Source organism: Haloferax elongans ATCC BAA-1513 (genome assembly GCF_000336755.1).
Classification (GTDB): Archaea; Halobacteriota; Halobacteria; order Halobacteriales; family Haloferacaceae; genus Haloferax; species Haloferax elongans.
Genome location: NZ_AOLK01000015.1, coordinates 78,652 through 96,520 on the forward strand (window position 1 = coordinate 78,652; position 17,869 = coordinate 96,520).

General features: G+C 63.0%; 17 protein-coding genes. 7 read left to right on the plus strand and 10 right to left on the minus strand.

What is annotated here, in order from left to right:
- Positions 1–33 precede the first annotated feature (33 nt).
- Complete coding sequence (locus tag C453_RS07075) at positions 34–1,491, plus strand: DHH family phosphoesterase (RefSeq protein ID WP_008323567.1); 1,458 nt, start codon at positions 34–36, stop codon at positions 1,489–1,491.
- A 41-nt stretch (positions 1,492–1,532) separates the two neighbouring features.
- Positions 1,533–2,315, plus strand: coding sequence for a CBS domain-containing protein (locus C453_RS07080; RefSeq protein WP_008323568.1), 783 nt, complete (start codon positions 1,533–1,535; stop codon positions 2,313–2,315).
- Positions 2,316–2,377: 62 nt separating this feature from the next.
- Here the strand turns inward: C453_RS07080 and C453_RS07085 are convergent, their stop codons facing one another.
- Together C453_RS07085 and C453_RS20385 are read right to left on the minus strand one after the other, a co-directional pair.
- Positions 2,378–2,602, minus strand: coding sequence for a DUF7543 family protein (locus tag C453_RS07085; RefSeq protein WP_008323569.1), 225 nt, complete (start codon positions 2,600–2,602; stop codon positions 2,378–2,380).
- Positions 2,603–2,632: 30 nt separating this feature from the next.
- A complete protein-coding gene (locus tag C453_RS20385) occupies positions 2,633–2,803 on the minus strand; it encodes a hypothetical protein (RefSeq protein ID WP_008323570.1) in 171 nt (56 codons plus the stop codon).
- A gap of 101 nt (positions 2,804–2,904) precedes the next feature.
- On the opposite strand from C453_RS20385, the gene C453_RS07090 reads away from it, so the two are divergent.
- Entirely contained in the window at positions 2,905–4,212 is a 1,308-nt protein-coding gene (locus C453_RS07090) for an MFS transporter (protein WP_008323571.1), read from the plus strand.
- Between the two features lie 24 nt (positions 4,213–4,236).
- On the opposite strand, the gene C453_RS07095 is transcribed toward C453_RS07090, so the two are convergent.
- Positions 4,237–5,289, minus strand: coding sequence for a DUF7544 domain-containing protein (locus C453_RS07095; protein ID WP_008323572.1), 1,053 nt, complete (start codon positions 5,287–5,289; stop codon positions 4,237–4,239).
- Between the two features lie 127 nt (positions 5,290–5,416).
- Positions 5,417–6,742, minus strand: a complete 1,326-nt coding sequence (locus C453_RS07100) for a S8 family peptidase (RefSeq protein ID WP_008323573.1) — start codon at positions 6,740–6,742, stop codon at positions 5,417–5,419.
- Positions 6,743–6,904: 162 nt separating this feature from the next.
- On the opposite strand from C453_RS07100, the gene C453_RS07105 reads away from it, so the two are divergent.
- Positions 6,905–8,011, plus strand: a complete 1,107-nt coding sequence (locus tag C453_RS07105; RefSeq protein WP_008323574.1) for a M24 family metallopeptidase — start codon at positions 6,905–6,907, stop codon at positions 8,009–8,011.
- An 18-nt stretch (positions 8,012–8,029) separates the two neighbouring features.
- On the opposite strand, the gene C453_RS07110 is transcribed toward C453_RS07105, so the two are convergent.
- From C453_RS07110 to C453_RS07120, 3 genes are all read right to left on the minus strand, one after another.
- Complete coding sequence (locus C453_RS07110) at positions 8,030–9,724, minus strand: sensor histidine kinase (RefSeq protein ID WP_008323575.1); 1,695 nt, start codon at positions 9,722–9,724, stop codon at positions 8,030–8,032.
- A 96-nt stretch (positions 9,725–9,820) separates the two neighbouring features.
- Positions 9,821–10,918, minus strand: coding sequence for a phosphotransacetylase family protein (locus tag C453_RS07115; RefSeq protein WP_008323576.1), 1,098 nt, complete (start codon positions 10,916–10,918; stop codon positions 9,821–9,823).
- 27 nt (positions 10,919–10,945) lie between these two features.
- Entirely contained in the window at positions 10,946–13,039 is a 2,094-nt protein-coding gene (locus C453_RS07120; RefSeq protein ID WP_008323577.1) for an acetate--CoA ligase family protein, read from the minus strand.
- A 204-nt stretch (positions 13,040–13,243) separates the two neighbouring features.
- Here C453_RS07120 and C453_RS07125 point away from each other — a divergent pair, with 204 nt between their 5' ends.
- From C453_RS07125 to C453_RS07135, 3 genes are all read left to right on the plus strand, one after another.
- Positions 13,244–13,510: a hypothetical protein gene (locus C453_RS07125; protein ID WP_008323578.1), complete on the plus strand. Its 267-nt coding sequence runs from the start codon at positions 13,244–13,246 to the stop codon at positions 13,508–13,510.
- A gap of 201 nt (positions 13,511–13,711) precedes the next feature.
- Entirely contained in the window at positions 13,712–14,464 is a 753-nt protein-coding gene (locus tag C453_RS07130) for a mechanosensitive ion channel family protein (RefSeq protein ID WP_008323579.1), read from the plus strand.
- 264 nt (positions 14,465–14,728) lie between these two features.
- Complete coding sequence (locus C453_RS07135; RefSeq protein ID WP_008323580.1) at positions 14,729–15,526, plus strand: ZIP family metal transporter; 798 nt, start codon at positions 14,729–14,731, stop codon at positions 15,524–15,526.
- Between the two features lie 137 nt (positions 15,527–15,663).
- On the opposite strand, the gene C453_RS07140 is transcribed toward C453_RS07135, so the two are convergent.
- The 3 genes from C453_RS07140 to C453_RS07150 all read right to left on the minus strand — a co-directional run bounded on the left by C453_RS07140 (position 15,664) and on the right by C453_RS07150 (position 17,765).
- The gene (locus C453_RS07140; RefSeq protein WP_008323581.1) at positions 15,664–15,948 is read right to left on the minus strand and encodes a DUF7545 family protein; all 285 of its coding nucleotides are present in this window, start codon (positions 15,946–15,948) and stop codon (positions 15,664–15,666) included.
- Positions 15,949–16,071: 123 nt separating this feature from the next.
- Positions 16,072–16,827, minus strand: coding sequence for an ABC transporter permease (locus tag C453_RS07145; protein ID WP_008323582.1), 756 nt, complete (start codon positions 16,825–16,827; stop codon positions 16,072–16,074).
- Positions 16,824–17,765 carry an ABC transporter ATP-binding protein gene (locus C453_RS07150; protein WP_008323583.1) on the minus strand — a complete coding sequence of 314 codons (942 nt, stop codon included), beginning with the start codon at positions 17,763–17,765 and terminating at the stop codon, positions 16,824–16,826. The genes C453_RS07145 and C453_RS07150 overlap by 4 nt, the downstream gene beginning before the upstream one ends.
- Between the last annotated feature and the right edge of the window lie 104 nt (positions 17,766–17,869).

Here is a 17,869-nt window from a genome sequence, read left to right on the forward strand (position 1 = left end):
AGGGTTTTGCGGCCAGAGACCGACCCTGAAAGTATGGTCCGTCGTCTGGTTCTCGGGTGCAGCCTCTTCGGCGGTGACTTGCTGCGCACGCTCACCGACCGTCCTGGGTCGGTGACGGTCGTCACCGACCGAGAGAGTCGCGCCGAGGACCTCCGTGCCGAGGGTATCGAAGCGTTCCCCGGTGACCCAACAGACCCGGAGACGTTCCCCGATTCGGCCGACGTGGTCGTGGTCGCTGGAGACGACCCAGTAGCCAACCGCGACGCCGCCGCTGCCGCCCGCGACAACTTTCCCGACGCGGTCCTCGTCGTCCACCTTGGCGGGGGGCCGTCGAACACGATTCGGGACGAACTCGTCAACCTCGCAGACGAGGTTATCGACCCCCGGCAGGCGGTGCTCGACCGCATCGGCGACGCAATCGGGACGACACAGAGCGAACGCATCTACCGACTCATGCGGGTCCTTCGGAATCTCAACGGCCCGCTGGCAGTCGTAATGCACGACAACCCCGACCCCGACGCCATCGCATCGGCGGTGGCACTGCAGGCGATTGCGAAGCGTGCGAACGTCGAGGCGACGGCGTGTTACTTCGGAGATATCAGCCACCAGGAGAACCGAGCGCTGGTCAATCTCCTCGACTTAGACTTGCACGTGTTTGACGAGACACCGAATCTCGACGAGTTCGACGGAATCGCACTCGTCGACCACTCACGCCCCGGCGTCAACGACCGACTGCCGCCGGACACCGTCGTCGACATCGTCATCGACCACCACCCGCCACGAGAGCCCGTCGAAGCGGCGTACGTGGACCTTCGGCAACGCGTCGGCGCGACGAGCACCGTCCTCGCGGAGTATCTAGACCGGTTGGGAATCATCCCGGACGAGCACGTCGCGACCGCCCTCCTGTTCGGTATCCGCGTCGACACCAACGATTTCACCCGCGAAGTTTCGATGGCCGACTTTGAGGCCGCCGCCTCGCTCGTTCCGTACGTCAATACCGACCTGCTACAGCGCGTCGAAACTCCGAGTATGACCTCTGAGACGATGGAGACGTTAGCGCGTGCCATCTCGAACCGCGACCAGCGCGGTCCCGCACTGACGTCGAACGTCGGCGACGTTCGCGACCGAGACGCCATCGCGCAGGCGTGTGACTACCTGCTCGGAATGGAAGGCGTCGATATCGCCATCGTCTACGGGGTGATGGACGGCACTGTCTACGTCTCTGGACGAACACGCGGCACCGCAGTCGACCTCGGCGAGGTTCTGCGCGACGCACTCGGGTCTATCGGGAGCGCTGGCGGCCACGCGGACATGGCCGGGGCGCAGATTCCGCTTGGTATCCTCGACGCTGTCGGCGGCGACTCTCGCGAGTCGTTGGCGACCATCGTGACGGACATCGTCGCCGGTCGCATCTTCGAGACGCTCGAACACGCACCGGCCGCACCGACTCTCGACTCGGACGTCGCCTTCGAATTCCCGCTCGACGAGTAGTGCCCACACGTTTTTCCGGTCGGTCGCCCTACGTCGGGGAGATGAGTGCCAAAGCGACCGTCAAGGAGTACATGACTCGCGAGGTCCAAACCGTCTCCCCGAGCGATACGGTCGCGGACGTCGCCCGTCGCATCGCCGAAAGCGACGGCCACAACGGATTTCCGGTCTGTGACGGCCGAAAGGTCGAAGGCTTCGTGACTGCCCGTGACATTCTCCTCTCGGACGAGGGCGAGGCTATCGACACGGTGATGGCGACCGATTTGGTCGTCGCTCACCCGGAAATGGACGTAACCGACGCCGCGCGTGTGATTCTCCGTTCCGGTATCCAGAAACTCCCCGTCGTCGACGACACCGGCAACCTCGTCGGAATTATCTCGAACACCGACGTGATACGGAGCCAAATCGAGCGTGCGACGCCGGAGAAAGTGGGGAAACTGATGCGCACCCTCGAACAGATACACGGCATCACTGTCCACCAAGAGCGCCGGACTGTCTCACTTTCGGACCTCATTCCGACGCAGGCGCGAGTGTACGCTGACGAGTTAGAGGGCAGACGGTACGAACTCGAACGCGGCTTGGCAGAACCTCTCGTCGTCATCGACAACAAGGGAACGCTCCTCCTCGCAGACGGCCACCACCGCGTCCTCGCTGCGGACCGCACCGGCATCGAGACGATGGACGCGTACATCATCGTCATCGACGACCCCATCGAACTCGGCATGCAGCGAACCGCAGAGAAAGAGGGGCTCTCGTCTATCGACGACATCGATATCGTCGATTACGCTCGCCACCCACTCGTCGAGAGCACGCGCCGCCTTCAGTAAGGCGCGGCAGTCGCAGACGAGAATGCGGTAGTAAGAACACGGCAGTCGAAGACGCGAGGGCGCTACTCGACGTCGTACTCGGTTTTCCACGCCTCGACAGCGTCGCGAGCGGCGGCTTCGTCGTCGAAGCGCTCGCTCTCGTAGCCGCGCCCGTCCGGTGCCTGATGGAGTCTATCGAATCTGACGTGCCACGCGTTCGGTCCGTGTCGGAGTCGAATCGTCGCGTGCCCGTCGCTTCGTTCCCACTCGACGATACGGTCGTCTCGGCGGACCTCCGTCCAGCTCATACCGTCACGTTGGACGCCGGAGCCAAGTGCCTACCCATCCACCATCGTCGAGGGTGTTGTCGCGGCGGCGGTCGTCGGTCGGGTTTCCGCGCCGCATGCGGGGCAGATTGCGTATCCGAGATGGTCGTATGGCACCTCTGGCGACGGTTTCTGGAGCCCGCAGTCGTGGCACGTGAAGTACGACACCCACTCGAAGGACATAGTCGAACTGACGACTTTCTCTATCTTAATTAATGACTGCTTATGGCCCCGAATTCGAGGAATCGGTGTGATTATCGCTTCCCCGGCGAACAGTGACTTCGATGACAGTCGAGAATCCGCGTCGAGCGCTCGGAGTGGTCTTTCTCATCGTGTTCGTCGACCTCCTCGGGTTCGGTATCCTGATTCCGGTCATTCCGCTGTACGCGCTTTCGTTCGGCGCGACGGAGTTCGTCGGGAGCCTCCTCATCGCCTCCTATTCGGCGATGCAGTTTCTCGCCGCACCATTTCTGGGCCGACTCTCGGATGCGCGCGGTCGCCGACCCGTGCTTTTGCTGTCTCTCACTGGGAGCGTCCTCGCGTGGACGCTCTTCGGTATCGCCGGGTCGCTCGCCGTTCTGTTCGCGGCGCGCATGCTCGCCGGGGCGATGGGCGGGAATATCGCCACGGCACAGGCGTACATCGCGGACATCACCAGTGCCGAAGAGCGCGCGAAGGGACTCGGACTTCTCGGCGCGGCCTTCGGGCTCGGATTCGTCTTCGGTCCGGCGTTAGGCGGCTTCTTCGCCAGTGAACCGGTCGTCGCACTCGCCCGCGACGTGCTCCCCGCCGCCGTGCCGGTCTCGGAGTTCTCGCTTCCGAGCTTTGCGGCGGCGCTCATCACCGGAACCAACCTCCTTCTCGCGTACGTCGTCTTGCCAGAGTCGCGGCCGCCAGACGAGCGAACCGACGCGTCCGACTCCCGCGAGTCGCGAGTCGAGCAACTCCTGTCTGCGCTTCGAACGCCCGGGCTGGGGGCGCTCGTCGCAGCGTTCTTCCTCGTGTCGTTCGCGTTCTCGGCCCTCGAAAGTCAGTTTATCTTCCTCACCAACGACCAGTACGCCTACGGTGCGACCGAGAACGCGGTTATCCTGACCTACGTCGGACTCGTGCTCGCGGTCGTTCAGGGCGGACTCGTCGGGCCACTCACCGACCGATTCGGCGAGTACAGGCTGGCTGTCGGCGGCACTGCGATTCAGGTCCTCACGCTCGCCGCCGTTCCGTTTTCGCCGGTGCTAGGGCAGTTTGTTCCGTCAGTTGGCCCACTCGTTTCGGTCGGCCCCACGCTCCCCGCAGGTGTCGTCGCGCTGCTCGTCGTCATGACGCCGCTTTCGTTCGGCAACGCGCTCACGAACGTCTCGTTGAACACGCTGGTCTCACGCTCGGCAGACGACGACGAGCAGGGAGGGGCGTTCGGCCTCACACAGAGCGCCGGCAGTCTGGCTCGGACCTTCGGCCCCGCCCTCGCTGGCGGCCTCTACACTGGAATCGCGTTCTGGGCACCGTTCGTCGTCGGCGGACTGCTGATGCTTCCGATTCTCGCACTGCTCGCGCGGGTGGATAACCGAGTGATTGCGGCGACGACTGCGTAAAAACGGGGGACGAACCGGGGTTTCTCAGGCGGGCGTCGCGCCTTCGGGCGCGGACGAATCGTCATCGGTGCGGAACTGCGAGACGAGGTCGAGTTCCTCGTCGGCACTTCCGAGTAAGAACAGCGAGTAGTACCGGAAGAACGTCACCACGGGCATCTGGACGAGGGCGCTGACGGCAATCGCGGTGATGACGAACAGAACCCCAAGCACGCCGAACACGGCGAGTGAGACGGGCGCGAAGAAGCCGAATCCGGCGGCGTTGAGTGCGAGGAACAGTGCCCCGCCGACGATAGCGAAGGGAATCGCGACGACGAGCAACACGAGCGCGGTGGCGATGCCGATACCGATGCTCGCGAGGATACCGAGGACGAATCGGATGAGAACGTACAGGCCGAACTCGGAGAGTTCAGCGCGGAACAGCGGCGCGACTCGACGCCACGAAGAGAGCACGTGCTTGTCTTCGGCAATCATCGTCGGGACGACGAAGTCGGTCGTCAACTGCTGGATGAGACCGGCGACGAGGAACAGCAGTATCGCGAGGAAGACAAGCGGGATGGCGAGCAGGAACATGAGGCCAGAGACGGCGATGCCGCCGAGGACGACGGCCAGAATCGGGATGCCGATTACCAGGACGACGGCGAGGAAGATGCCGATTTGGAAGGCGAACAGTCTGGCACCGAGTCTGAGGCGCTCGCGGAACGGCGTGCGGATGCGAACGTCCTTCGAGACGACGCCGTCGACGAAGACGAACTGCATCACTGCGCTGGCGAACATCCACACGAGGAGGAGGACGATAGCGGCAACGACGATTCCGCCGGCGATGAGCATGAGGTTCTCGGGTGTCGCAAATCCGGGGAGCCCATCTATCGGGAGGTCACTCGGCGGTGCGCCGGTGTCTCCGGGTGCAGTAACGCCAGTGTTTCCGGTGTTAGTGAACGACGTGCCACCGCTCCCGAGGCTCCCAACGAAGAGGCCGATAATCGCGAGGCGCGCCCATCGACCCGCGTCGAACGGGAGGAGGAGCGACGCCGTGGCGTCACGGGCGTCGTCGAGGGCGTCGATTGCTTTCCAACTCATATCCTACAGTTCCCCGTCTCACGGCATAAAGCTGTTCGAGAGACGAGATGTTAGCATGGGGGTCGGCCCGACGCCCCGGGTCAGGGGTTCTGCGGAAGAGGTGCTGTTGGATGTGGACGCAGCGCTGTCAGGACTCCAGTGCGGCGAGTACGTCGAGGTAGCCAGCCCCGTAGTACTCCTTGCCGTACTCGGCTGGCACACTCGCAGTCCGCTTCAGCAGCGATTTGACTTGGTTGGCGTTGAGACCGGGCTTGACGGACTTCACGAGCGCGACAGCGCCAGCGACCTGCGGGGCCGCCATCGACGTGCCCGCCTTCCAGTCGTACCCGTGGGTCGCCCCCACGTACTCGCCGTTGTCGTCGAATTCCGGCTCCGAGATCGTGTTGTAGACGAGGTCGAAGAACCACGTGTCGGGGTGGGTCTCCTGCGCGTCGAGCAGTGCGTCACCGCCCGGTGCAGCGATGTCGATGGCGTTCGTCTCGTAGTTGGTGTAGAACGCCGGGCTCTCGGGACCCTCGGCGTCGTCGCCAGCGTCGAACATGAATCCTTTCGGGCCAGTCGCCGCGATGCTGAACGCCTGTGCGCCCTCGTTCGGGAGGCTGATGAAGTTCTTGTCGTGCTGGAGGTCGGCCGAGTCGTTGCCTGCCGCGATTGCGAGGACCGTGCCTTCCTTGTTCGCGTACGTCAGCGTGCTGTTCAGTACCTTGCCGTAGAAGTCGCCTTCGCCCTGTCTGGGGACCGGATAGGCACCGAGGCTCAGGTTCGCCACGTCGCAGCCGATTTCGACGCTGTAGACGATAGCCGCGAGGATGTCGGCGAAGGACGCTCCCCCGACAGGCGAGAAGACGCGACAATCGACGAGTTCCGTCCCGGGTGCGGACCCGACGACGCCCTCGTCGTTGGCGTCGTTTGCGGCGATGATGCCCGCACAGTGCGTTCCGTGACTGCCGCCAGCAGGGACACCCGAACCAAAGCCGTCGCCGGTGAAGTTCCGCGAGAGGTCCTCGTTGACGGCGTGTTCGAGGTCAGGATGGTCAGCGGCGACACCGGAGTCGATGACAGCCACACGCGTTCCCTCGCCACGAGTGATGCTGTGCGCGTCGGGAATCGAGAGGTCCTGTTTGTCCCACTGGGCTTGATACCCCGGTTCGTCGGTCGCCTCCGTCGGTGTGGCCTCGTTTACCGACGGCTCTTGTAGTGTGACTTCGATGTCCGGTGCATACGACGAGTTGGTGGCAGACACGTCAGATTCGGTCCCCTTGACGACCGCGAACCCCGCGGCTGTGAGGTCGTAGACGACGTCGATTCCCTGTCGTTCTAACTTTGCTGCGTGTTTCGCCTTGACGACGAATCGGTCGGTTCGTTCGGCGGCGACGACGCTCGACCCCGCGAAGAGACCACCGAGCAGTGCGCCACTCGTCTTCAAGAAACTCCGTCTGTGTTGGTGCGACATACCACGTCCTGTGGAGTGTTTGAACATGGTTGTTATGGCACACGACACCAATTAATCCAAATTCAAAGGACACAATTAGTCGGGGAAGGCAGCCAGTGTCCACGTCTCTCGCGTTCGTGATGGACCGCCTACGCTTTTCTCCTCGGCCGCGTAGCCACCGATATGACGCCCTTCGAGCGACGGACCCGCGCCTGTCAGGACCGACTGGCTACAGAAGACGCAGACGCCGCCGTCTTCTTTCCCAGTAGAAACCTGCTGTACCTCGCCGGGTTCGACGAAGAACCCGCCGAGCGACATCTGTTCTTGTTCGTGCCCCGAAACGGCGACCCGGTCTTTCTCGTCCCCGACCTCTACGAGACACAGATTCGGACTGAATCGTGGGTCGCAGACGTTCGAACGTGGAGCGACGACGACGACCCAGTCGCGGCCGTCAGGGCTGTCGCCTCGGACCTCGAACTGGCCGAAGGTCGAATCCTCGTCGACGATACGATGTGGGCGCGCTTCACGCAGGACCTCCGAGCAGTGCTCCCTGACGCCGAGTTCGGTCTCGCCAGCGACGTCGTCGCCCCGCTTCGAGCGACCAAAGACGAGGCGGAACTCGACGCCTTGCGCCGTGCTGGCCGGGCCGCGGACGCTGCCGTCGAGCGCGTGCGTGCCATGGGCGAGGCCGTTATCGGAATGACCGAAACCGAACTCGCAGCCGAAATCGAGCGACTGCTGGCCGACGAAGGCGGCGAGAGGATTCCGTTCGGGCCAATCGTCGGGTCGGGACCGAACGGCGCGATGCCACATCACACCGACAGCGACCGTATCATCGAGTCGGGCGACCCAGTCGTCCTCGACTTTGGGACGCGCGTGGACCACTACCCGAGCGACCAGACCAGAACCGTCGTCTTCGCCGGCGACCCGCCAGCCGAGTTCGAGCGCGTCCACGAAGTCGTCCAAGAAGCGCGAACCGCGGCAGTCGAAGCCGTCGAACCCGGCGTGGCCGCTGGCGACATCGACGCCGCGGCCCGCGAAGTCATCGAGGATGCGGGCTACGGCGACCGATTTATCCACCGCACCGGCCACGGAGTCGGCCTCGACGTGCACGAAGAACCGTACATCGTCGCCGGGAGCGACCGCGAACTCGACGTGGGGAACGTCTTCAGCGTCGAACCCGGTATCTATCTCCCCGACGAGTTCGGCGTCCGTATCGAAGATCTGGTGGTCGTCACCGAGGACGGCGCAGAACTGTTGAACGACACCGACCGCGGTTGGCGAGTCTGACTCGGGGAGAACCGGCGGTTACGCCACCGTCTCATCGTCGGGTCTCGCCCGTTTGAGGCGTACGGTGACGACTGTCCCCTCGTCGGTGGCGTCGAACTCGATTGTACCGCTGGACTGCCGGACGAGCCAGGTGACAAGCCAGAGGCCGATACCGCTGGCGTGTGCTAACTGCGTCTCCCCGGATTCGATGGCGTCGAGTTCCTTTTTCGGGATGCCAGGCCCGTCGTCGGCCACTTCGACAGTCACCCACTCGTCGCTCGCTGTTACCTCCACGTCGATTGTCGGAGACTGACCACCGTGTTCTGCGGCGTTCTCGACGAGGTTGTGAAACAGCGATTCGACGATTGGCGTCGTGAGGACAGTCACCTCGTCAGGTCCGGAGAGTGTGACCGTCGTGGCGGGCCAGTCTTGGTCGATTCGGTCGGTGACGGTCCTGAGAACGCCCATCAGTTCTGCCGATTGGCGTTCGTTCTGTCGGTCAAGTCCTTTCTCTATCGCCCGGATTTTCTCCGCGATGTCGAGGAGTTCGTCGGTTCGGTGTTTGATACGTGAGGCGGCGTGCTGACGCATTTCGGCGTTGGTATCGGTGTCTGCGACGAGGTCAGCGAAGCCACCGACCACGTTGAGTCCATTTCTGATGTCGTGTCTGAGGATACGGTTGAGAACGGAGAGGCGTTCTTCTCGCTGTCGTGCCTCACTGATGTCGTGGAGCGTCACAATCCGCCCTTGCAGTCCGTTTCTCGGGCGAGAAAACGGGGACACTCGGACGTCGTAGGTGACGTCTCCCGACGCGTGATAGTACGTCTCGATTTCGGAGTCGGAACTCTCGATGCGAGTCGCGAAGGCCGGCAGGACCGCGTCCAGTTCCTCACCGATGACGCTTTGGGGTGACACGTCGAGCGCCGTTGCGGCCGCCGGGTTGACGTCGGTGATGATGTTGGCTCTGTCGACGACGAGCACGCCGTCGACCATCTCCTCGATGACGTGTTCGCGGGCGACGTCGCGGGCGAGTGGGTGTGCTCTGAACAGCCCGTACCGGAGGTCAGCGATGACGAACAGCAACACCGAGAGGGTAAAGACGAACGGTGTCGGGTCGAATTTGAACGGGGCGAAACCGAGGTTGAACGCCGCGTTCGGCACTAACACGATGAACAACGCGACCCCGATAACCCGGGTTTGATTCCAGAGCGCGCCATGACTCGTGATGGCGTGTCGTCCGATTCGAACCGCACCCCAGAGCAAGAGCACGTAGGTGTACCCGATAAAGACGTAGAACACCGGCCCCTTTTCGAGCGAGAGCGTTCGAAGTGAGCCGAGTGAGACGACCGCCACGTCAGTCCAGACGAGCGTCGTTTCGGGCCACAGCAGTGCCCCGAGGAAGTACGCGACCGAGATGATGCCTGCGACGAGCCACCCTAGCAGTGGGAGTGACTGTCTTCCGGTGTACGACGACGCGAATAGGAACCAAAGCGGTGGAACCGCGACGATACAGAGGTAGATGAGTTGGTACAGAAAGACCATCGTCGCCGTCGTGGTTGCCGCAAGCTGCGCAGCGTAGAGCCCACACCACGTCGCGACAACCGCGAGCAGAGCTCCCAGCTCAGTCGCTCCCGGGCGGTCTCGCCGCCGATTCACGAACGCCCTCGCAACACACAGTGCGGCGAGGGAAACACCCACGAGGAGTACAATGGGTGCTGGTGGCACACCAGCCATTGACGAGTCGTTAGTCTATAATGACATGACTGCTTCGGTGATTCTCAATCTGTTGACTACTTGTGTAGAAAAGAATCGAAAAGAGAGGGTGAAAAGTTACTCGTCGTCGCCGTCGGGTTCGTTCGATGGCTCGATACCACCGATGATGGCGTCGACGTCGGCGTGTTCGAACAGCAGGTCACGCATCCGCTGGACGGTGCGCTCGTCGCGTGTGCGGCCCGTGCTGACGATGTCTTCGGCGCGGTCAGTCACAGAGAGCGTGTCGCCGGTGACGAGGAGGACGGGGACGCCCTTCTCTTCGGCCTTGCCGATGACGGCTCCGACAGGTCGGTGGCCACCGGTGAGGATGATACATTTGACACCGGGGGCTTCGAGCGCGGCGCGCTGGATGTTGGCGCGGTCGCCGCCGGTGATGACCGCGGCGTCCTTGGTACGGCGGAAGTATCGCAGGGCAGCGTCGCCGCCCATGGCACCCACGAGGAAGCGCTCGACGAAGGCGTCGGTCGGCGCGTCGGTCGCGAGGTCGGCACCGAGTTCGTCGGCGAGTTCCTGGACCGTAACACCCGCGAGGTCTTTCTCGGCAGGCACGACACCGAGAACGGGGACGTTGCGCGCTTCGAGGAACGGCGCAACTTCGGTCTCCAGTTCGTCGTAGACGGAGTCGTTGACGCGGTTGAAGACGATGCCAGCGAGTCGGTCCGAGCCGATGTCTTCGACGGCCGCGACGAGGTCGTCGAGGTCGCTCGGGTGGCTGTAGTCGGCGACGAGAACGACTTCGGCGTCGAGCAGCGAGGCAACGTCGGCGTCGGTGAGGTCGACGATGCCGCCGGTGCGGTACGACCCGCCGCCCTCGACGAGCATGAGGTCCTTGTCGGCCGAGAGGTCGTCGAAGTGGTGCGAGATGACCTCAGAGAGTTCTTCGTTGTTCTCCTTGCCGCGGATGGCACCTTGGATAAACGTCGGCGAGTAGACGACGGGTTCGAGTTGGTGCATCTCGGCGTCGATGTCGAGGAGTTCACGCGCCAGCATCGGGTCTTCGTCGAGCGTCTTGCCGGTGCTGGACTGCAGGCGCGTCCCCTTGGGCTTCATGTAGCCCACGTCGAGACCGCGTTCCTTCGCGAGCAGGCCGAGTGCGAGCGTGATGGCCGTCTTGCCGGTGCTTTCTCCGGTCGAAGTGACGAGTACCGTGTTCATTGTTGACTGATTAGGTTGGTGAGGTGTTTAAAGTTCGTCCGGGTCCACCGTCAGGCGCACGTCGACCGCTTTGACGCCGTCTGGGAGTGCGACGAGGGGGTTGATGTCGAGTTCGAGGATGGCCGGGAAGTCGGTGACCAACTGCGAGAGACGCTGGATGGTCTCCGCGATGCCCTCGGTGTCGACGGGGTCGTTGCCGCGAGCGCCGCGGAGCATCGGTGCGGCGTCGATTTCCTTGGTCATCTCGTCGGCTTCGGACTCGGAGACGGGGGCGACGCGGAACGTCGTGTCTTCGAGAATCTCGACGAAGATACCGCCGAGACCGAACATCATGAGCGGGCCGAACTGCGGGTCGCGGTTCATGCCGACGATGGTCTCGACGCCGTTGTCGAGGTCGACCATCTCTTGGACCTGCACGCCGAGGATGTTGGCGTCTGGCTGGTAGTTCTTCGCTCGCGTGATGAGGTCCTCGTAGGCGTCGAAGACGTCCTCGTTTTCGACGCCAACCTTGACGCCGCCGATGTCGGACTTGTGGAGGATGTCCGGGCTGACGATTTTCATGACGACGTTGCCGTCGATTTCCTCGGCGACTTCGAGGGCGTCGGCTGGGTCGTCGACGATTTCGCCGTGGGGCGTCTCGATGCCGTAGGCGTCGAGCAGTTCCATGGCCTCGACGCCGAGGCGGGTGTCGTCGCGCTCTTTGACGGATTCGAGAATCTCGCGGGCACGTTCTCGGTCCACGTCGAAGTCCGTCGGTTCGTCGTACTCACGCTGCTTGATGTCGGCGTACTGCGCGAGGGCTTCGAGACCGTCGACGGCGCGCGAGGGGTCGAAGTAGTTCGGAATTCCGGCGTCCTTCATCAGGTCCGAAGCTGGCTCGACGCGCTCGCCACCCATGAAACAGGCGGCGATTGGCTTTCCGTACTTCTCTTGGAGTTCGACGGTGTCCTCGGCGAGTTGTTCGTAGTCGAGGATGGCCGTCGGTGCTGTCAAAACGATTGCGCTGCCGACGTTCTCGTCGGAGAGCGCCACGTCGAGTGCGTCCTTGAACCGGGCGTTGTCGGCGTCGCCGACGATGTCGACCGGGTTGTAGATGTTGCCTTCCGGCGGGAGCGTCTCGGAGAACTGTTCGAGCGTCTCGTCGGTGAAGTCGGCCATTTCGAGGTCCGACTCGCCGATAGCGTCGGTCGTCATGACGCCAGGGCCACCGGCGTTCGTGATGACGGCGACGTCCTTGTTCTCGGGGAGTGGCTGGTGTTCGAGGACGCGTGCCGTGTCGAAGAGATGCTGGACGGAGTCGGCGCGGATGACGCCCGCCTGTTCGAGACCGGCCTCGTACGCGGCGTCGGAGCCGGCGATGGTGCCCGTGTGAGAGGACGCGGCCTGCGCACCGGCGTCGGTCTTCCCGGACTTCACGAGGACGATGGGCGTCTCTTTGGTCACCTCGCGGGCGGAGTCGATGAACTCGCGGCCCGCGCTGATGCCTTCGAGGTAGCCGATGACGACCTCGGTGTCGGGGTCGTCGTTCCACGCTTCGATGAAGTCGGCCTCGTCGAGGACGGCCTTGTTACCCAGCGAGACGATGTCCTTGAAGCCGATGTCTTCGTCGTTGGCCCAGTCGATGACGGCGGTGATGAACGCGCCAGACTGGCTCATGAAGGACATCTTGCCGTCGAGCGCCATGTCCGGGCCGAACGTCGCGTTCATACCGACGTCGGTGTTCATGATGCCCAGACTGTTGGGGCCGACGACGTTCATGTCGTACTTCTCGGCGATGTCGCGGAGTTCCTGTTCGCGAGCAGCGCCTTCGCTTCCGGTCTCACCGAACCCGGCGGTGATGACCACGACGTTCTCGATGCCTGCTTCGCCCGCGGACTCCATCGCGGGGAGGACGACCTTCGGCGGAACGACGATGACAGCGACATCGGCGTCGGTCTCGCCGACGTCGCCGTAGCACTGCAGGCCGAACAGTTCGTCGTACTTGGGGTTGACCGGGACCACGTCGCCGTCGAAATCGGCGATGAGGTTGTCCATGATTGCCCGGCCGATGGCCCCGTCGCGCTCTGTCGCACCGACCACTGCGATGCGCGTCGGTGCGAACAACTCAGATAGATCTCCCATCACGTGCAGATACCCAGCTTTGCTTGATAAATTCGGTGGTGTGGGCCGTCTCACGGCCTTTGGTGGCACTCTACAGTGCCGCAATTAATCGGGAAGATTGCTGATTAATGAGGAGCAATTCGAGGAGGAATATCCTTCGATTCGTCGCAACTCGAAGCCGTCTGCCCCCGAACCGATATACGTGTGTCCAGAAAATGGCGGGGTATGTCGTCCTCCACTGATAGGACACCGCTCCACCAGACGACCGGTGCGAAAATTAGCATCGCCGTCTTTCTGCTCTTGACGTTCATCTACGCGATTGTCATCGCACAGCAGATACTCCTCTGGGTGTTTCTCGCCCTCGGAGTCGTCGTACTGTGGTACGCCGCGCGCCTCGTCATCGCGTTCGAGCAAATCGCGAGACACCTCGGCGAAATCGCGGCAGCACAGTCGGACGCGACCACGGCGCCCGACGACACAGGAGAAGATTAATTCCGACGACTGGGTGTCGAACTGAGAGACGTTCCTGCGGTCGAGTCACTCTATCCGACGAGAGAGTCTCAAGCCCAAGACTGCCGTTCGTCCCGATTCCCCCGAATATCGAAAAATTCGGAGCGTACGGATTAGTAGAGTGTTTTATACAAAGTCACTGACCCCTAACTAATCCATCTGAGGTCGTATCATCCGGTGGCTATGTACGTCCTACAAGTCACAATTCCAGATACAATCACCGAGGTCGTAAACTCAGCACTGGCGTTCACGCCGCGTCTCGTCGGCGCAGTTATCGTCCTGCTCATTGGGTGGTTCCTCGGGCAGATTGCCGCGAGTCTCATCACGCGCCTCGCAGACCGCATTCAGATAGACAAGGCCGTCCTCGAAACCCCGGTCGGAAAGATTCTTGGCGGCACAGAGAAGGCCGTCTCGAAGTCCTTCGGAACGCTCGGGAAGTGGTTCGTCTACGCCGTCGCCACGCTCGCCGCGGCGAACGTACTGGCGATAGACCTGCTCTCTGAGTGGGTCGCGACCGCCGTCTCCTACGCGCCGTCGTTCGTCGCCGGGCTGTTGGTCATCGTTCTCGGGTTCGTCGTCGCCGACTTCATCGGTGACGCCATCATGCGCACCCGCGCGGCGACCGAGACCTCGTACACGAGCTTCTTCGCCATTGGGACGCGGATGTTCCTGTACTTCACCGCCGTCGTCATCGGCCTGAGCACGATGGGTATCGACGTGGCCATCCTGTTCACCATCGCCCAGGCGTTCGCGTGGGGCCTCGCCGCCGCGCTCGCTATCGGTGTCGGTGGTGCAGTCGCCTTCGGAGCCCGCGACTACGTCGCTGCCAACGTCGAGCGCTGGATGGGTTCGGCACGCAACGTCGCGGCCTCGCCGGTCTCGCCGATGGGCAGTGACTCCGACTCACCGGAAGGTGCGTCGGCGGCCGACGACTGAGCGAGCCTCCGAACCGAACACTGTTTTTGTCGCTCCTTCGCACCGAGCTGTGCCTCTCACGAGTCGTCTCCCGAGGGCATCGAACTGAGCGCCAGATGGAACCCAGATTCTGAACAAATATCATATACCATATACAATCTCTCGCCTCGATTTTAGGCCAGACGAAACTACAATCGCACGTTTTTGCCGCTTTCACAGTTTAGGCCCGCCAAAATCTATCTGTAATATGATAATATTTATCGGCACCCAACTGGTAGTGTGAGTATGGACCCATTTGCCGCTCTCGTCTTCGTGTTTGTTGCTGGTCTCATCACGGCTATCGCGACTGGTCTGGGAGCGTTGCCGTTCTTCTTCGTCTCGGACGTGAGCGACCGCTGGAACGTCGCCCTTTGGGGCGTCGCGTCGGGAATTATGGTGTCTGCGTCGGTGTTCGGACTCATCTTCGAAGGACTCGCCAACGGCACGCCACTGCAACTGGGAATCGGGTTACTGGCCGGCGTCGTCCTCGTCGTGGTCGCCCACTACGTCATTGAGGGTGCCGAGGTCAACCCGAAGAACTACGAGGAGGCTGACTTCCGAAAACTGGTGATGATTCTCGGCATCCTCACTGTCCACAGTTTCCCCGAGGGCGTCGCCGTCGGCGTCTCCTTCGCTGACCTCGGATTAGAAGGTGGATTCGAAGTCTTCGGGCTCGCCGTCCCGCTGCTCGCGGTGTTCATGACTATCGCCATCTCCATCCACAACATCCCCGAGGGGCTGGCTATCTCCATCCCGCTTCGGTCGATGAACGTCCCGAACTGGAAGCTCGTCTGGTGGGCAATCTTCTCCAGCCTGCCGCAACCAATCGGCGCGGTCATCGCGTTTTACTTCGTCCGCATCGCCCGTGAGTTCCTCCCCTTCGGATTCGGCTTCGCGGCGGGCGCGATGGTGTTTCTCGTCCTCACCGAGTTCATCCCCGAGGCGCTGGAACTCGGCGAACACCTCCCTCGCGGTGGGAAGGCAGAACTCCTCGCTGGCCTCGCTGCCGGATTCGCGGTGATGGTCCCGCTGGCGTTCATCTAGACTGCCTCTCTCTTCTTCGTATCCCTCACCTCTGACCGCACCAGTAGCGTCTCGACTACCGGAATCCCTCGCTTCTCCACTGCGTCTCGCTCCCCGCGAAAAGAATCGCTGCAAAAACGGCTGCTTCGACTCGTCGCTTAGTGCGAGTGACCGAGCGCGTCGGCGAGGGCGACGCCGAACCGCTCTTCGAACAGGTCTTCCATCGTGTCGTTGATTGCGGCGATGTCGCTCGCAACCTCACCTTCGCTGTGGTGGGCGACGACGTGTGCCTGCTGTGCGAACGCCTGGACGAGAACGTCGGCGACGACGTCCGTGGGCTCTTCGCCCTGCTCCGCGAAGATGTCGACGAGACCTTCTGGGAGTTCGATTTCTTCGGAGTCACCGCTCGGTCCTTCGATGGTGTACGTCTCAGTATCGACCATGCCCCCACGTGGGAGCGGCCGTGGGTTAAGGCTTGAGTTTGCGGGCGTCGGCGGTGCCCTCGCGTGAGGGCGTTGGTCGCCCGCAGTCGGTCTGTGTCTCCCGCAGTCCGCCTGTGTTTCCCTTCAGTCAGTCTGCGGAATCACCAGCGTCCCCGCGACGAAGAAGGCCACAGAGAGCGCGGCGAGGATGCCGAGATTGGTCGTCCACTCTCCGCCCGAGTACGTCAGGGCTCGCACACCGCGCGCGAAGAACGTCAGCGGCGAGAGATTCAGTGCCGGAACGAACCACGCCGGGAGCAAGTCGGGCGTGACGAACGTCTCGGAGAGGAACAACAGGGGAAGCGCGATAGCGTTCGACGCGGCGATGACGCCGTCTTGGGAGTCGGCGAGGCTCCCGATGATAGCTCCGAGGCCACAGAAGAGCGTGACGCCGAGCGCGACGAACGGAATCACCGCGAGCGTTGCGGCCGACACGGGAATCGACGCACCCGTCACAAGTACCGAGAGACCGAGGAGCAACAAGGCAGCAAGGCCGATGACGACGACGTTGACGAGCGAGTGGGCGAGCAGCCACTCCGCACGTGTGAGCGGGGTCGTCGCCAACTTCTCGAATCGGTTGCCGTCGCGGTGGCGGGCGATGGTACTACCGACCCGCGACAGCGGCGTGAAGAGCACGACGACGGCGAGATAGCCCGCGATGTAGTACTCTTTCGGCTCGGCGAAGAGGCCGCCACCGGTCGGTTGGGTCTGCACCAGCGCGCCGAAGATGACGACGATGATGGCGGGGAAGAAGAACGTGAAGAACACGGCCGTTCGCCGCCGGAGGAACGAGTGCCACGAGGCGACGAACTCCGAGGCGACGCGGGTGAGGGCGCTCATTGGCTCCCTCCTGCGACCGCGGCGGCGGTCGGTCTGGCACCCTCGAACTGCTCGCCGGTAAGCGAGAGGTACACCTCTTCGAGGCCGGGCTGTTTCCAGACGAGCGATTCGTAGACGATACCGGCGTCGTCGAGCGCGGAGACGGTCGTACCAATCTCACGCGGGCCGACGCCGTAGACGGTGACTCCTTCAGCGGTCACTTCAGCAGCGAGCGACGCGGGGAGCGACACGTCGTCGAGAGAAATCGAATCGGCAGTCTGCACCACGAGCCTGTTTTCGCCGCCGTGTTCGGCCACGAGGTCGTCGGGGTGGCCGACCGTGACCAACTGGCCTTCGTTGAGCAGGCCGACGCGGTCGGCGAGTCGTTCGACTTCGGCCATCGAGTGGCTCGTGAGGAAGACCGTCGTTCCGCGTGCTGCGAGGTCGTCGATGAGCGACCACAGGGACCGCCGCCCGGCAGGGTCGATGCCGGTCGTCGGCTCGTCCAAAAAGAGCACGTCAGGGTCGTTCGCTAGCGTGAGCGCGATGCAGGCGCGGCGCTGCTGGCCACCTGAGAGGTTCTCGTACCACGTGTCGGCGGCGTCCGCGAGACCGACATCTGAGAGGAGTTCGTCGGGGTCGCGCGCGTCGTCGTAGAGTCCGGCGTAGTAGGCGACGAGTTCGCGCGCCGTCAACCGACCGGCTGGTGTGAAGTCCTGCGGGAGCAGTCCGAGTCGCTGGCGGTCCACGCTCGTCGGGTCGCTGCCGAGGACAGATGCAGACCCCGAATCGGGCGTCGTCGTGCCTGTGAGCGCGCGGACGAGCGTCGTCTTCCCCGCGCCGTTCGGGCCGATGAGACCGAAGACCTCACCTTCGGCGACAGAGAGCGAGACGCCCGACAGCGCCTCCACGTCTCCGTAGGATTTCCTGAGGTCGTCGGCGACGAGTACCTCGTTCATGTCGTATCGGACGGACGCGTCGGGTGGTAAGGGATTCGGAATCAACGCTCGATTCGACGGCCATCGACAGCGTTCGCCCGGAGTGCTGAGTCGGCTTCCTGTGG

Excerpts from the sequence above, each read along its gene's own strand:
- C453_RS07150 (WP_008323583.1), bottom strand. The coding sequence starts at position 17,765 with ATGAACGAGGTACTCGTCGCCGACGACCTCAGGAAATCCTACGGAGAC.
- C453_RS07085 (WP_008323569.1), bottom strand. The coding sequence starts at position 2,602 with ATGAGCTGGACGGAGGTCCGCCGAGACGACCGTATCGTCGAGTGGGAA.
- C453_RS07145 (WP_008323582.1), bottom strand. The coding sequence starts at position 16,827 with ATGAGCGCCCTCACCCGCGTCGCCTCGGAGTTCGTCGCCTCGTGGCAC.
- C453_RS07090 (WP_008323571.1), top strand. The coding sequence starts at position 2,905 with ATGACAGTCGAGAATCCGCGTCGAGCGCTCGGAGTGGTCTTTCTCATC.
- C453_RS20385 (WP_008323570.1), bottom strand. The coding sequence starts at position 2,803 with ATGTCCTTCGAGTGGGTGTCGTACTTCACGTGCCACGACTGCGGGCTC.
- C453_RS07125 (WP_008323578.1), top strand. The coding sequence starts at position 13,244 with ATGTCGTCCTCCACTGATAGGACACCGCTCCACCAGACGACCGGTGCG.
- C453_RS07120 (WP_008323577.1), bottom strand. The coding sequence starts at position 13,039 with ATGGGAGATCTATCTGAGTTGTTCGCACCGACGCGCATCGCAGTGGTC.
- C453_RS07095 (WP_008323572.1), bottom strand. The coding sequence starts at position 5,289 with ATGAGTTGGAAAGCAATCGACGCCCTCGACGACGCCCGTGACGCCACG.
- C453_RS07075 (WP_008323567.1), top strand. The coding sequence starts at position 34 with ATGGTCCGTCGTCTGGTTCTCGGGTGCAGCCTCTTCGGCGGTGACTTG.
- C453_RS07135 (WP_008323580.1), top strand. The coding sequence starts at position 14,729 with ATGGACCCATTTGCCGCTCTCGTCTTCGTGTTTGTTGCTGGTCTCATC.
- C453_RS07100 (WP_008323573.1), bottom strand. The coding sequence starts at position 6,742 with ATGTCGCACCAACACAGACGGAGTTTCTTGAAGACGAGTGGCGCACTG.
- C453_RS07140 (WP_008323581.1), bottom strand. The coding sequence starts at position 15,948 with ATGGTCGATACTGAGACGTACACCATCGAAGGACCGAGCGGTGACTCC.
- C453_RS07130 (WP_008323579.1), top strand. The coding sequence starts at position 13,712 with ATGTACGTCCTACAAGTCACAATTCCAGATACAATCACCGAGGTCGTA.
- C453_RS07115 (WP_008323576.1), bottom strand. The coding sequence starts at position 10,918 with ATGAACACGGTACTCGTCACTTCGACCGGAGAAAGCACCGGCAAGACG.
- C453_RS07110 (WP_008323575.1), bottom strand. The coding sequence starts at position 9,724 with ATGGCTGGTGTGCCACCAGCACCCATTGTACTCCTCGTGGGTGTTTCC.
- C453_RS07080 (WP_008323568.1), top strand. The coding sequence starts at position 1,533 with ATGAGTGCCAAAGCGACCGTCAAGGAGTACATGACTCGCGAGGTCCAA.
- C453_RS07105 (WP_008323574.1), top strand. The coding sequence starts at position 6,905 with ATGACGCCCTTCGAGCGACGGACCCGCGCCTGTCAGGACCGACTGGCT.